The 13,813-nt window shown below is 64.7% G+C and carries 13 protein-coding genes; 8 read left to right on the top strand and 5 right to left on the bottom strand.

Going from position 1 to position 13,813, the window contains the following annotated elements; all coding sequences use genetic code 11:
* Positions 1-73: 73 nt before the first annotated feature.
* The 5 genes from mtrB (at position 74) to secA (ending at position 7,597) form a co-directional block, all read left to right on the top strand.
* On the top strand, positions 74-1,672 hold the full coding sequence (gene mtrB, locus M3G19_RS04525; protein ID WP_396121747.1) for an MtrAB system histidine kinase MtrB: 1,599 nt from the start codon (positions 74-76) through the stop codon (positions 1,670-1,672).
* The gene (locus M3G19_RS04520) at positions 1,672-3,426 is read left to right on the top strand and encodes an LpqB family beta-propeller domain-containing protein (RefSeq protein WP_259901186.1); all 1,755 of its coding nucleotides are present in this window, start codon (positions 1,672-1,674) and stop codon (positions 3,424-3,426) included. Before mtrB ends, M3G19_RS04520 begins: the two co-directional genes overlap by 1 nt.
* A 182-nt stretch (positions 3,427-3,608) precedes the next feature.
* Positions 3,609-4,031, top strand: coding sequence for a ComF family protein (locus M3G19_RS04515; RefSeq protein WP_259900940.1), 423 nt, complete (start codon positions 3,609-3,611; stop codon positions 4,029-4,031).
* A gap of 112 nt (positions 4,032-4,143) precedes the next feature.
* Positions 4,144-4,827 (top strand): ribosome hibernation-promoting factor, HPF/YfiA family, encoded by a 684-nt coding sequence (gene hpf, locus M3G19_RS04510; RefSeq protein WP_210574153.1) that lies wholly within the window; start codon positions 4,144-4,146, stop codon positions 4,825-4,827.
* Between the two features lie 223 nt (positions 4,828-5,050).
* Positions 5,051-7,597: a preprotein translocase subunit SecA gene (gene secA, locus M3G19_RS04505; RefSeq protein WP_259900921.1), complete on the top strand. Its 2,547-nt coding sequence runs from the start codon at positions 5,051-5,053 to the stop codon at positions 7,595-7,597.
* A 9-nt stretch (positions 7,598-7,606) separates the two neighbouring features.
* Here the strand turns inward: secA and M3G19_RS04500 are convergent, their stop codons facing one another.
* Entirely contained in the window at positions 7,607-7,990 is a 384-nt protein-coding gene (locus tag M3G19_RS04500) for a hypothetical protein (protein ID WP_259900915.1), read from the bottom strand.
* A 153-nt stretch (positions 7,991-8,143) separates the two neighbouring features.
* Here M3G19_RS04500 and M3G19_RS04495 point away from each other — a divergent pair, with 153 nt between their 5' ends.
* Together M3G19_RS04495 and M3G19_RS04490 are read left to right on the top strand one after the other, a co-directional pair.
* Positions 8,144-8,605 (top strand): HAD family hydrolase, encoded by a 462-nt coding sequence (locus M3G19_RS04495; protein WP_259900912.1) that lies wholly within the window; start codon positions 8,144-8,146, stop codon positions 8,603-8,605.
* On the top strand, positions 8,605-9,099 hold the full coding sequence (locus tag M3G19_RS04490) for a DUF6912 family protein (protein ID WP_259900910.1): 495 nt from the start codon (positions 8,605-8,607) through the stop codon (positions 9,097-9,099). Before M3G19_RS04495 ends, M3G19_RS04490 begins: the two co-directional genes overlap by 1 nt.
* A 103-nt stretch (positions 9,100-9,202) precedes the next feature.
* On the opposite strand, the gene M3G19_RS04485 is transcribed toward M3G19_RS04490, so the two are convergent.
* The 4 genes from M3G19_RS04485 to aroA all read right to left on the bottom strand — a co-directional run bounded on the left by M3G19_RS04485 (position 9,203) and on the right by aroA (position 13,072).
* Positions 9,203-10,339, bottom strand: coding sequence for an MFS transporter (locus M3G19_RS04485; RefSeq protein WP_259900908.1), 1,137 nt, complete (start codon positions 10,337-10,339; stop codon positions 9,203-9,205).
* On the bottom strand, positions 10,336-10,596 hold the full coding sequence (locus M3G19_RS04480) for an ArsR/SmtB family transcription factor (RefSeq protein WP_396121745.1): 261 nt from the start codon (positions 10,594-10,596) through the stop codon (positions 10,336-10,338). The genes M3G19_RS04485 and M3G19_RS04480 overlap by 4 nt, the downstream gene beginning before the upstream one ends.
* A 195-nt stretch (positions 10,597-10,791) precedes the next feature.
* On the bottom strand, positions 10,792-11,808 hold the full coding sequence (gene rsgA, locus M3G19_RS04475; protein ID WP_259900904.1) for a ribosome small subunit-dependent GTPase A: 1,017 nt from the start codon (positions 11,806-11,808) through the stop codon (positions 10,792-10,794).
* A complete protein-coding gene (gene aroA, locus M3G19_RS04470; RefSeq protein WP_396121744.1) occupies positions 11,801-13,072 on the bottom strand; it encodes a 3-phosphoshikimate 1-carboxyvinyltransferase in 1,272 nt (423 codons plus the stop codon). Before aroA ends, rsgA begins: the two co-directional genes overlap by 8 nt.
* Positions 13,073-13,115: 43 nt before the next feature.
* On the opposite strand from aroA, the gene M3G19_RS04465 reads away from it, so the two are divergent.
* Complete coding sequence (locus M3G19_RS04465; protein ID WP_259900889.1) at positions 13,116-13,808, top strand: SOS response-associated peptidase; 693 nt, start codon at positions 13,116-13,118, stop codon at positions 13,806-13,808.
* Positions 13,809-13,813 lie beyond the last annotated feature (5 nt).

Here is a 13,813-nt window from a genome sequence, read left to right as displayed (position 1 = left end):
CCTTGCCCAACGGTGGCGGACCTCGCTGCAGGTCCGGTTCGTGGGCACGGTGCTCATCGTCTCCGCGATCGTCATGGGCGTGCTCGCGCTCGCCCTCGCGTCCGTGGTCACGCAGCGCCTCGTGGACCTGAAACTGGAAAACGCGGAGAACGATCTCGAGCGTGTCCGCGGCACGGTGGAGGAGCAGCTGCGTAATACCTCCGCCACTGGCGCGTCCACCCAGGGGCGCCTCAACACTGCGCGTGCGGCATTGGCGCAGAGCTCCCAACAAGACCAACCCGCCACCGGCGCCTACGAGCCGGTGTTGGTGGTGCCGCAGAAGAACGGGGTGATCACCTCCCCGGAGAATTTCACGGTCCCGCAGCGCCTCACCGATTTCGTCGCCCAGGGTCAGGTGGCCTACCAGTTCAACCCCGTCAACAGTGGCGAGCGGGTCTACGACGCGCTGATCATCGGCACACCGACTGATTCCGATATTCCGGGGCTGCAGCTCTACCTCGTCATGGACATGCAGTCGGAGCGTCAGACGCTGGCGCTCATGCGCGGCCTGCTCACCTCCGCCGGCATCGTCGTCGTGGTGCTGCTCGTCGGCATCGCGTGGCTGTCATCGCAACAGCTCGTCGCCCCTGTGCGCTCCGCATCGCGCATTGCCGAGCGGCTCGCTGGTGGGCACCTGCGCGAACGCATGGCCGTCGAGGGCGAGGACGAGATGGCGCGCCTGGCGCTGTCCTTCAACGACATGGCCGACAACCTGTCCAGCAAGATCACTCAGCTGGAGGAATACGGCGACCTGCAACGTCAGTTCACCTCGGATGTCTCACACGAGCTGCGCACACCTCTGACCACAGTGCGCATGGCCGCCGACATGATCGCCGGGGACGAGGAGAATCTCGAACCGCACACTCAGCGCGCCTCCCAGCTCATGATCCGCGAGCTCGATCGCTTCGAAGCGCTGCTCGCAGACCTGCTGGAGATTTCGCGTCACGACGCCGGTGTGGCCGACCTGTCCGCCGCCAAAATGGACGCGCGCTCGCCGATCGAATCCGCCTGGGCCCAGACCTCTGTGCTGGCCGAGGAGCTCGATGTGGCCGTCGAATTCGACGTGCCCGACGAACCCGTGCAGATGGTCGGCGATGCCCGTCGAATCGAGCGCATCGTGCGCAACCTTTTGGCCAACGCCATCGACCACTCCGAGGGCAACCCGGTGTGCCTCGAACTGGCCGCCAACGACGAAGCCGTGGCCATCACCGTCACCGACGGCGGCGTGGGGCTCAAACCGGGACAGGAGGAGCTGGTGTTCAACCGCTTCTGGCGCGCCGATTCCTCCCGCAAACGCCATTCCGGCGGCACCGGTCTGGGCCTGGCCATCGCCCGCGAGGACGCGCAACTTCATCACGGCATCCTCGACGCAGCCGGCACCGCCGGTGTCGGCTCTCAGTTCCGCCTCGTGCTGCCGCGTGACCCGGAGGCCGGTTACACACAGGCACCGCTCGAGCTGCGTGCTCCCGGCGCTCCTGAGGAGGAGGAAGCGCCTGAGCTCGTGCGCACCCAGCGCGACCTGCCGGCCCTGCCTTCTGGCACGTCCCGGCCCGAGGCAGCAACGTCGATGGACGCCTCCGATTTCGCCGCCCTCAAAGACTCCGCCGAATCGGCCGAGGAGCGTGAGCAGTGATGCGCGCTCAGGTGACCAAGAAGACTGGGTGGGTCCGAGGAGCACTCGGCGTCTGCTCGGCAGCGATGCTGTTCACGGTCGCAGGCTGCGCGACCCTGCCCACGAGTACAGAGCCGCACGTTCTCCACGCCTTCGAAGGGCGGCCGGACCCGCAGCTGGACATGGACCCGACCCCGGATGCCGAACCGGATCTCTTGCTGCGCGAATTCTTCGCGGCATCCGCCAACCCGTCTGGTCAGTACGAGGCGGCGCGCCGCTACCTCACCGGGCCGATGGGGCAGGCCTGGGAGCCACACGAGGAAACGCTCATCCTGGACACCTTCGAGCTCACCTCCCGGCCCATGACCGACCAGTCCAAGAGGTCGTATGTGGTGGAAGGGCGCATCGTGGGCAGGCTGGGTCCCGGCGGAGTGTTCCGCCCGGATAACCAGCTGTACGAAGCCACGATGGAACTGGCGCAAGAGGACGGCCAGTGGCGCATTGCGGGCCTGCCTAACGACGTGGTGGTGGACCGCATTGAATTGCGCAACCACTACGAGCCCCGGAACGTCTACTTCTACGATTCCACCGACCAGGGGCTCACCCCGGACCGCCGCTGGGTCTACGCCGGTGCTGCGTCGAAAGAGGACGCGTTGCTCAACCTGCTCGTCGGTGGCCCTTCGTCCGTGATCGCCCCGGCCGTGTCTACCGCCGTGGCAGACGATGTCGCCTACACCGGCTCCACCGACGGCGTGTACCGCTTCACCGGTCTGGCCGATGCAGAAGAAAAGACCCGCGCCCGCTTCGCCGCGCAAGTGGTGTGGACGCTCGCTGCCGCCGGTGTGCCCGGCCCGTACCCGGTCACCCTCAATGGCGTGCCGGTCGTGGGGGAGACCGCGGAGCTGTCCACCGATCAGTTCCGGGACCTCAACCCGATCAAGCAGCTCGAGGGCGGACCTGCCCTGTACACCCTGAGCGATGGGCGGGTGAGCAGCGTGGACACCGTCTCTGAGGAAGAAGAGCCCGAGGTGGAGCCCGTCGAATCTCTCAACAAGCTCGGCAGCGTGTCGTCGGTGGACATCGGCGACGAGGGCAATTTCGCCGCCGTGATCAATGTCAGCGACGACGAGCAAGCCCTCGTGGCCGGCGATGTCGACGGCGCCAACAAAGAAGTGCAGCGCGCTGGCAGCTTCACCCGCCCGAGTTTGGAGCCCGACCACAATGCCGCCTGGGCGGTGGCCGACGGCAAGGGCGTGATCCGCGCTGAACGCTCCACCGCCACCGGCGAGGTGAGCGTGAACAGCGTGCAGGTGGAATTGCCCGAGAATGTGGACGGTGAAATCACCTACCTGCGCTTGTCTGGCAGCGGCTCCCGGGTGGCCATGGTCGTCGACGGCCACCTCATTATCGGTGTGGTGGAGCGGCGCGACAACGGCCAGCGTGCCGTGGTCAACACCACCAAATACGCCGAGGTGGAGCTCGACGGCTCCGCTGTCAGCGTGGATTGGCAGCCGGACGGTTCGCTTCTGGTGGGCACGTCCTCCCAACAGCGCCCCGTGGTGCGTGTCGAGCAGGACGGCTCTTCGCTCACCGCGCTGCCGTCCGGCAATGTCGGCGGTCCTGTCGTCGCCGTCGGCGCTACCGCGGAGATGATGTACATCACCGACTCGAAGGTTCTCATGCACATGCCGCTACCCACGAAAGATTCGCTGAACTGGCGTGAGGTTCCCGGCCAACAAGGCGTGCGCGCCGCCCCGGTTGTGCCGCGGCCATGATCTTCGACCTGTTGTTTCCGCGCCAGTGTGCCGGATGCCGCACTCCCGGAGAAAAGCTGTGCCAGCGGTGCCAGAAGCAGCTTTTATCGCCGCCTTTCCGCGTCACACCGCGCGTTCCGGTTCACGTTCCGGTGTATGCGCTCGGCACATATTCCGACCCACACCGCGGAGTGATCCTCGCGATGAAGGAGCGCAAGAATCTCGCGGTGCGGCGCGAGATCGGCGCGGTGCTCGGTGCGATGCTGTTCCGGCTCGAGGCCAACGGGGAATTGACGGAGCACTCAGCGCTCGTTCCTGCCCCGACGCGGCCGTCCTCGGCCCGCGACCGTGGTGGTGACCCGGTGGCCGGAGTCTGCGGCTTCAGCGGCCGGACTGTGCACAATGTGCTCCGGCTGGCGGAGGACACCCCCGACCAGGGCGCGCTCAGTGAAGCCGGGCGTCGGCGGAACCTGCAGGGCAATGTCTTCCTCGACTCTGTCCCATCTGGCCCCTTGGTCGTGGTGGACGATGTGGTGACCACGGGGGCGACGCTGCAAGCGAGTGTTGAGATACTGCTCGCCCACGGCGCGGATGTGCGTGGGTGCGTCGTTCTGGCAGCCGCCTGATTTCCACGTTACAAACATGTGAACTCATGTAAACCGTGCGATGGCGGTAGGTATAATTCTAAGTAGAGCGAGCGATCGCGTTCGACGTGTCCGACTAGAAGGAGGAAAGCAGATGACCTCTGCAAACGAGAACAAGAACGAAGCCCTGAGCCCCGCCGCACAGGTGACCATCACGGGCCGCAACGTCGAAGTTCCGGAGCACTTCCAGGAGCGCGTGAATGGCAAGCTGGCCAAGATCGAAAAGCTCGATCCGACGTTGACCTTCTTCCACGTTGAGCTGCAGCACGAGCCGAACCCGCGCCGTGAGGCACAGGCCAACCGTATCCAGATCACCGCGACCGGCAAGGGTCACCTCGCCCGCGCCGAGGCCAAGGAAGACAGCTTCTATGCCGCACTCGAATCCGCGATCGGCAAGATGGAGCGCTCCCTGCGCAAGGTGAAGGTCCGCCGCGAGATCTCCATGGGCGGCCACCGCAAACCGAAGTCCACCGGCGAGATCGCAGCCGAGCTCGCCGCAGAGGCAGAGCAGGCACGCGCTAAGGAGAACCAGGAGCAGCCCGCCGACCCGTACGCGGCGCAGATCGAGGATCAGCTGCCGGGTCAGGTCGTGCGCACCAAGGAGCACCCGGCCACCCCGATGAGCGTGGATGCCGCGCTGTCCGAGATGGAGCTGGTGGGCCACGACTTCTACTTGTTCATCAATGAGGAGACCTCCCGCCCGTCCGTGGTGTACCGCCGCCACGCGTACGACTACGGCTTGATCACCCTCGTGCCTGAGGAGGGCGCGGACAACTAGTCCCAGCCCACTCACCACCTGCCCGTTTCTCCGCACCGAGTGCTGGGGAGCGGGCAGCAGCGTTTTCACAGCTTTCTGTCAGGACAACTGCACGCCTGAAAGTGGTTCCAAACATGCGCGTGCGTACAATGGCGGTTTGAATAACGAGCAGAGTTGTTGCGTTGACTAATGCGCCCTGGCTCTCGCTTACGCCCGATGTATCCAACTGTTAAAGGAAGACAACGTGTTCGGACTGTCCAAGCTGCTGCGCGCCGGTGAAGGCCGCACAGTAAAGCGCCTTTCCAAGATCGCGGACGACGTTCTCGCTTTGGAGGACGAGTACGCCGCGTTGACGGACGAAGAGCTCAAGGCAAAGACCAACGAGTTCAAGGACGCGCTCGCGGACGGAAAAAGCTTGGACGACATCCTGCTCGATGCATTCGCTACCGCGCGTGAGGCATCCTGGCGCGTGCTCGGGCAGAAGCACTACAAGGTGCAGATCATGGGCGGCGCCGCACTGCACTTCGGCTCCGTCGCCGAGATGAAGACCGGTGAGGGCAAGACCCTGACGTCGGTGCTTCCGGCCTACCTCAACGCCCTCGAAGGCAAGGGTGTCCACATCGTCACGGTGAACGACTACCTAGCCAAGCGCGATGCCGAGATGATGGGCCGTGTGCACCGCTTCTTAGGGCTCGAGGTCGGCGTCATCCTTTCCGACATGCGCCCGCCGGAGCGCACGCGCGCTTATTACTCGGACATCACCTACGGCACGAATAACGAGCTGGGCTTCGATTACCTGCGCGACAACATGACCAAATCGGTCAGCGACATGGTGCAGCGCGGTCACAACTTCGCCATCGTGGACGAGGTCGACTCGATTCTCATCGACGAAGCGCGTACCCCGCTGATCATTTCCGGACCGGTCGACGGCTCGAGCCAGTTCTACACCGTCTTCTCCCAGTTGGCGCCCCGCATGCGCGAGGGCATCCACTACGAAGTGGACCAGCGCAAGCGCACCGTCGGCGTTTCCGAGGAAGGTGTCGAGTTTGTCGAGGATCAGCTCGGCATCGACAACCTCTACGCACCGGAGAACTCCCAGCTGGTCAGCTACCTCAACAACGCCCTGAAGGCGAAGGAGCTCTTCGAGCGCGACAAGGACTACATCATCCGCAAGGGCGAGGTCCTCATCGTCGACTCGTTCACCGGCCGCATCCTGCCGGGCCGCCGCTACAACGAGGGCATGCACCAGGCCATCGAGGCCAAAGAGGGCGTGGAGATCAAAAACGAGAACCAGACCCTGGCCACGGTCACGCTGCAGAACTACTTCCGTCTCTACGACAAGCTCGCCGGCATGACCGGTACCGCCGAGACTGAGGCAGCGGAGCTCAACCAGATCTACAAGCTCGGTGTCGTGGCTATTCCGCCGAATAAGCCGAATATCCGCCAGGACAAGGACGACCTGATCTACAAGACGCAGGAAGCGAAGTTCGCTGCCGTCGCAGAGGACATCGCCGAGCACGTGGAGAACGGCCAGCCGGTCCTCGTGGGCACCACGTCCGTCGAGCGTTCCGAGTACCTCTCCCAGCTGCTGGCACGCAAGGGCATCAAGCACAACGTCCTCAACGCGAAGCACCACGAGGAAGAAGGCCGCATCATCGCCGAGGCGGGTCTGCCCGGCAATGTCACGGTGTCCACCAACATGGCTGGCCGCGGTACCGATATCGTGCTGGGCGGCAACCCAGAAGTCCTGCTGGACGCCAAGCTCAAGGAGCAGGGCCTCGACCCGTTCGAGGACGAAGAGGCGTACCAGGAAGCGTGGGATGAGCAGCTTCCGGCAGCGAAGGAGCGCTCCAAGCAGCTTGGCGACGAGGTGCGTGAGGCCGGCGGCCTGTACGTCATCGGCACCGAGCGCCACGAGTCCCGCCGCATCGACAACCAGCTCCGCGGCCGTTCTGGCCGTCAGGGCGACCCGGGCGAGACCCGCTTCTACCTCTCCATGCGCGACGACCTGATGGTCCGCTTCGTCGGCGCATCCATGGAGAACATGATGAACCGCCTCAACGTCCCGGACGATGTGCCGATCGAGGCAGGCATGGTCTCCCGCTCCATCAAGGGCGCGCAGTCCCAGGTGGAGAACCAGAACTTCGAGACCCGTAAGAACGTCCTCAAGTACGACGAGGTGCTCAACGAGCAGCGCAAGGTCGTCTACCGCGAGCGCCGGGAGATCCTCGAGTCGAAGGACATCAAGGACCAGATCCGCAGCATGATCGATGACACCATCGGCGCGTACGTCGACGGTGCCACGTACGACGGCTACGTCGAGGACTGGGACTTGGACGAGCTGTGGAATGCGCTCGATTCGCTGTACGGCCCGACGGTCACACCGCAGGAGCTTATCGACGGCTCCGAGTACGGCTCACCCGGCGAGCTCACCTCTTCCCAGCTGCGTCAGGCAGTGCTCGATGACGCCCACGAGTCCTACGACAAGCTCGAGGACAATGTCATCTCCATCGGCGGCGAAGACCAGATGCGCAATGTGGAGCGCATGGTGATCCTGCCGATCATCGACACCAAGTGGCGCGAGCACCTCTACGAGATGGATTACCTCAAGGAGGGCATCGGCCTGCGCGCGATGGCCCAGCGCGATCCTCTGGTCGAGTACCAGAAGGAGGGCGGCGACATGTTCAACGCCATGAACGACGGCGTGAAGGAAGAGACCGTCCGCCAGCTGTTCATGCTGCGCAAGCAGTTCGAGCAGCAGGACCAGCAGCCGACGACCGAGCAGGCCTAGGTGGCGCCCTCATAGCACCCGGAAGGACACGAGGCGGCCGGCGTTGACGCGCGCCACCCAGGCGTAGCGCGCGCCCGCGGCTTCGGCTGTCCCGTAGAATTCCTGGCCGCGCCGCCGGCTGGTGGATACTTTGACCACCCCGGGCGGCAGCCCGCCGATGCGGCGCGCCCGGACATACGTCCGCACCATCGGCGCGAAGGTGCGTGCTTGCAGCACTTTGAGGTCCCGAATACCAAAGGCTGCGTCGAGCGCGACACGGATGAGCGGTGAGAATGTCGGGGTCTCGCCGGCCATAGCGCCAGCTTTGCCGGATATAGGCGGTGGTGCTGCGCGTCTGCCTGGTGCGGGCAGCAGCACTTTCATGTGTGTGAGACCGGGAACGGGGTAATACATCTATCTAGCCTCCTAGTGTGTGCACGCGCCAGCGAGAACAGATCCTGAAAAATTCAGTGTTCCGCGGCGCTTCACCCCAGGGGCAGACGCGGCGTGGGCTAGGTAGTATTGTTCCGGAATCCGGACCGGTTGTCCTTGAAACCCGGTCGTGTGATGTCTACTGAAGTAGACAATGAAGAACAAAGCGAGGAAACGAGGTCGTTGATGCAGGGTTTGATTATCGATTACGCCGGCGTGCTCGACGCGGACGCCGAGGACATCAAGCGCTGGCAGACGCTGCTAGCAGAGCTCAAGGCCAACGAGATCAGCACCGCCATCCTGTCCAATGACCCGGGCGGCCCGGAGGCAGACGCCATCCGTGAATGGGAGTTCCGCGGCCACGTCGACGCTGTGATCCTCTCCGGCGAGGTCGGCGCGGAAAAGCCGGAAAAGGCCGCATTTCAGGCTGCCGCCGATGCGATTGGCATGCCGCTGGAGGATTGCACGATGATCGACGACGACATCCTCAACGTCCGCGGCGCTGTGGAAGCGGGCCTCATCGGCATCTTGCACACCGCATTCGACCGCACTGTGGTGGAAATTCAGTCCCTCTACGGCATCGAGGGCGAGTTCTAGTGCGCGTCTACATTCCCGCCACCTTCGCGATGCTCAAGGAGCTCGACGCTGAGGGCACCATTCATGCCCGCAGCGGCTGGGGTTTCGCCGCCACACCCGCGCTGGTCGAGTTCTTCACCTCCGGCGACGAGGAGGAGATCGAGGCCGTCGCATTCGACGACGCCGCGCTGGCCTCCCTGCGCCTACTCGCCATCGGCGACGAGCCGGACTTTCCGCACCGCCGCGTGGTCATCTCCGCCGACGTCGACGCCGTCCCGCAGCCCGATATGGGCGAGTCCGTGGTCAAGCTGTCCGAGGCCATTAACCGCGAGGATGTCGCCGCGATCCATGTCGACATCGCCGCTGCCGAAGAAGCCACGAAAAAAGCCACTGAGCTTATCGACGCCGCCGATCTCGGCGACCAAGATGCCGAACTCGCCGTGGGCGACGCCCAGGACAATTACCTGGCGTTCTACCACCCAGACGAGCTGTCCTTCCTCGTCGAGCTGCTCTAGCTCTGCTGACGGGGCACGTTGGTGAATCGCGAAAAGGGAGCCTGGTTCCCGTAGACCGTGTGGGCCTGGTGGCGTTAGCTGAATGCGACGTTGGGATGCACGTCTACGGCTCGGAATCCATGCGCTGGCGAGCAAGCTGGCAGAGCAGTGCGACCGCTGCAAGTGCCGCCGCGGAACCACACAGCATCGCCGGCGTCGCATGCGCAGCGACCAACAGTGAGCCAATGACCGCACCCAGCGCCGAGCCCAAATAGTTCGCCGACGCATTCGCAGCCACCGCCGTAGCACCATCAGCAGGATTCGTCTGGAGCAGTACATGCTGCTGGGGTGCGAGAGAAGCCCAACCGCACAGTCCCCAGACGAAAAGACTGACCACCACGATCCCAGGGACCTGCCCCAGAGTCATACCGACTAGCGCACAGGTGAGGCCAGTGAGGATGAAACCGCTCAGTCGCAGCGGATTACACTTGTCCACGAAACGCCCGATGCCCAGCGCTCCGACCGCCCCGCCGAGCCCCCAAACCCAAATTGCCATGGTCTGATGCGAAGCAAGGCTTCCCGCGGACAGTACGACGGTCAGGTAGGTGTAAAGCCCCAGAGAAGCGCAGCCGGTCAGTAGCGTTACCGTGACCGTGAGGAGATTCTTCGGGCGGGCGATGGACCTCAACCGGTCTGCAGCGCCAGAGGCCGCGATCGTTGGCAGTTCCCCGCCGCGCAGCGTTATTCCTGTCAGTGCAGCGCCACCGATGACCACGATCAACAGGAACGCGGCACGCCAACCCCACTGTTGCGCCAGGGCCAGACCGATCGGCACTCCGAACACAGTACCTACTGCCAAGCCGGCAAGAACCAAAGCCAGTGCACGCCCCCGACGATGTTGCCCCACGAGCTCTGCGGCAACTGCGGACGACAGTGGTGAGTACACGCCCGCTGCCACGCCAGCCGCCACACGAGACCCCAGGAAAAGCCACACTGTCGGCGACAAGGCCGTAGCCAAGTTCGCAACGGTGAACACAAGTATGGCGATGACCAGGCTACGCCGGGACTGCTGTCCGGCTCGCCCGGCCAGCAGAGGCCCAGCGATCGCGTAGGATCCTGTGAAGGCCGCCACGCCCAGTCCGACAGTAGCTTCCCGTGCACCCAGCGATGAGGCGATGGCAGGAAGTAGACCTGCGACGACGTAGGCATCCAGGCCGAGCGCGACGCTCCCCAACACGAAGGGCCAAAGTCGACTCATCATTCCTTATCCACCTCGGAACCTGTGTTGGCGATAACAGCAGCGAGCACACCGGGGAACAACTGGTCCAGATCGTCGCGCCGCAACCGGATCAGACACGCGCGTCCTTCACCCCGGGTCCACGTCACTCCAGCCTCACGCAGCATGCGTGTGTGGTAGGTCAGCGTAGACCGAGGCAGATCGTCTGCGAGCCCGCGACTGTCGTGTTCCTGCCCGTCGGCTAGCCGATGGATCATCTCCAGCCGGGTGGGGTCACTCAAGGCAGCTAGCACCTTGGCCAAAGTGATTTCATCGGGTTTCGGGTGCTGGTACTCGCGTGGTGACATTGAACCTCCAAGAATCATGCAGTAATTCCTGCATGATAACCGTGCAAGAATTACTGCACAAACTTAAAGGCTGCCTGAACTTCAACCAACGTCCACGATCTGTTTATCTAGCTGGCCTAATGCCATTCGCTAGTCATAGGTCGTCTCGTTGATCCGCAACGCCACGAGTAGGCGCCGCACCGCTTGGACACGCCGTCCGATGACGGAGTCTGGGTCGAAGTCGTCCCACGCGCACTCCGGGTCCGCCGGGGGACCGGCGTGCGTGCACCCGCGCGGGCAGCGCTCAGCCGCCTCCGCGAGATCGGGGAACGGCTCGATCACCTGGTCTGGTGAGACGTGCGCCAGGCCGAAGGACCTGATGCCGGGGGTGTCGATGATCCAGCCGTGGCTATCCGGCAATTCCAGTGCCACCGATTGCGTGGATGTGTGACGGCCCTTGCCTACGCCGGAGACTTCGCCGGTCTCCCGGTTGGCATCCGGGACGATGCGGTTGACCAGCGTCGACTTGCCCACACCGGAATGGCCGATGACGGCGGAGAGGCGGCCGTCGATACGCTTTAGCAACGCCGCGATATCGTCGTCGATGCCTGAGCGCAGGACCTCCACGTCCAAGTCCGCGAGCTCTTTCTCGAACTCGCCCGGGTCCGCCAAATCCGACTTGGTCAGGCAGACAACCGGGGTGACACCGCCGACGAATGCGGCGACAAGCGCGCGCTCCACGAAGCCTGTGCGTGGCGGGGGATCAGCGACAGCGCAGACGATCAGCAGGATCTCCGCATTGGCCACGACGATCCGCTCGTACGGGTCCGTGTCGTCGGCGGTGCGGCGCAGCTCGGAGGTGCGTTCCTCGCGCTTGACGATGCGGGCGAGCGTGTCCTTTACCCCGCTGGTGTCACCGACGACGCCGACGCGGTCGCCGACCTCGATCGAGGTGCGCCCCAGCTCGCGGGCGCGCATGCACACCACGCGCGTGCCGTCCTCCAGCACGACGCCCCAGCGGCCGCGGTCCTTCGTGATCACCAAGCCCACGACTGCATCTTTGTGCTTCGGGCGGTCCTTCGACCGCGGGCGCGAGCCCTTGCCCGGCCGGACTTTCACATCCGATTCGTCGTAGCTGGAGAAGTCCCGTCCGCCGCGCCTAGCCATGCAGCATGTCCGTCCACATCGTCTCAAAGCCTGGCAGCGTCTTCGCCGTGGTGCCGATGTCTTCGACTTCCACGCCCTCGGTGGTCAGCCCGATGATCGCGCCGGCGGTGGCCATGCGGTGATCGGCGTAGGAATGCCAGGTTCCCCCGTGCAAGGCGGCGGGGGTGATGCGCAGGCCGTCGTCAAGCTCCTCGCACTGCCCGCCGAGCGCCGTGATCTCCGCGGTGAGCGCCGCCAGCCGGTCCGTCTCGTGCCCGCGCAGGTGCGCGATGCCCGTCAGCTCGCTCGGGCTGGCTGCCTGCGTGGCCAGCGCCGCCACTGTGGGGGTGAGCTCGCCGATATCGCCCATATCCAGCTCAATGCCCTGTAGCTCACCGGGTTTCGGGCCCGTGACGGTGAGTGTCTTGTCCGTTTCTTCGCCGCTCAGGCGCACGTCGCAGCCCATATTTGTCAGGATGTCCCGGATGACGTCGCCGGCCTGGTTCGTCGTGGTCGGCCAGTGCGGTACGCTCACCGTTCCGCCGGTGACAGCCGCCGCAGCCAAAAACGGCGTGGCATTGGACAGATCCGGTTCGATCACCCACGTGCCGCCCTTGATCGGACCCGGGCGCACCGTCCATTCCGTCAGACTGGATTCGACCTCCACGCCGGCGGCGCGCACCATCTCCACGGTCATCTCGATGTGCGGTGTCGACGGCACGCGCTCGCCGGTGTGCACGATGTGGAGGCCTTCGTCGAAACGCGCGCCCGCGAGCAGCAGAGCCGAGACGAACTGCGAGCTTTTCGACGCATCCATCTCGATCCGTCCTCCCTTCGCCGACCCCGTTCCGTTGACGGTGTAGGGGAGAGCGGTGCCTTCAACGTCCACTCCCGCATCGCGGAGCGCATCGAGTACCGTTGCCACCGGGCGGACCCGCGCTTGCTCATCGCCGTCGACGTGGACCGCGCCGTTCGCGAATGCCGCGACTGCCGGAATGAAACGCATGACCGTTCCCGCGAGACCGCAGTCGACTGTGCCGCCCGTGAGCGTGCCCGGCGTGGCCGTGAGCGTGTCGCCGTCGAGCGTGAATTCCACGCCCATGGCTTCGAGCGCGCCCTGCATCAAATCCGTGTCGCGCGAACGCAGTGCGCCCACGAGCGTGCTCGGTTCGCTGGCGAGAGCAGCGAGCACATACGCCCGGTTGGTGATCGACTTTGAGCCGGGCACCAGCACAGTGCTGGTGAACGGCTCTGGGTGAAACGGCGCTGGCCACAATTGCGTCATGCGGGCCATCCTACCGAGCTAGCCGCGGGCATAATGGGAAGGCATGTGCGGACGTTTCGTTCTCTTCACCACCGGCGACGACCTGATCGCGGCCGTCGGCACGCTGCCTGGCGTGACCGAAGTCCTCGCGCCGGATGGCACCCCGCCGCCGCGCTACAACATCGGGCCCACGCAGCAAGTGCCCCTGATCCGCGTCGACGGCGCTGAGGCCCAGATCGACTCTGCCCGCTGGGGCCTTCTCCCCACCTGGAAGAAGGACGAGACCGGCCCGCCGCTGTTCAATGCCCGCGGCGAGACCGTCGCTGAGAAACCGTCATTCCGTTCCGCCTTCAAAGCCCGCCGCGGCCTGATGGTGCTCGACGGGTACTACGAGTGGAAAGCCGATGCCAGCACGAAGACCGGGAAACAGCCGTATTTCGTGCAACCGGAAGAGGGGCTGCTCTACGCTGCCGCGCTGTGGGAGACCGGGCTGGACAAACTCTCCACAACGATGGTCACCACTGACGCCACCGATAATATGTCGTGGCTGCACCACCGCCTCCCACTCTTCCTGCAGCCTGAGGAAACCGAACAGTGGGTGCACGGTTCACCGGACGAGGCGCTCGAATTGGTCCACCCCTCCCGCGTCGCCGATCGGCTGCAGTGGCGCCCGGCCGCGCAGGAAGTGGGTAATATCCGCAATGAATACGCCGAGCTTATCGGCGACGGCCCGATGAGCACCGAGCCAGTGGGGTAGGAGTG

It is taken from the genome of Corynebacterium sp. p3-SID1194, from assembly GCF_025144155.1.
Classification (GTDB): domain Bacteria; phylum Actinomycetota; class Actinomycetes; order Mycobacteriales; family Mycobacteriaceae; genus Corynebacterium.
This window is presented reverse-complemented; position numbering and strand designations above follow the sequence as displayed.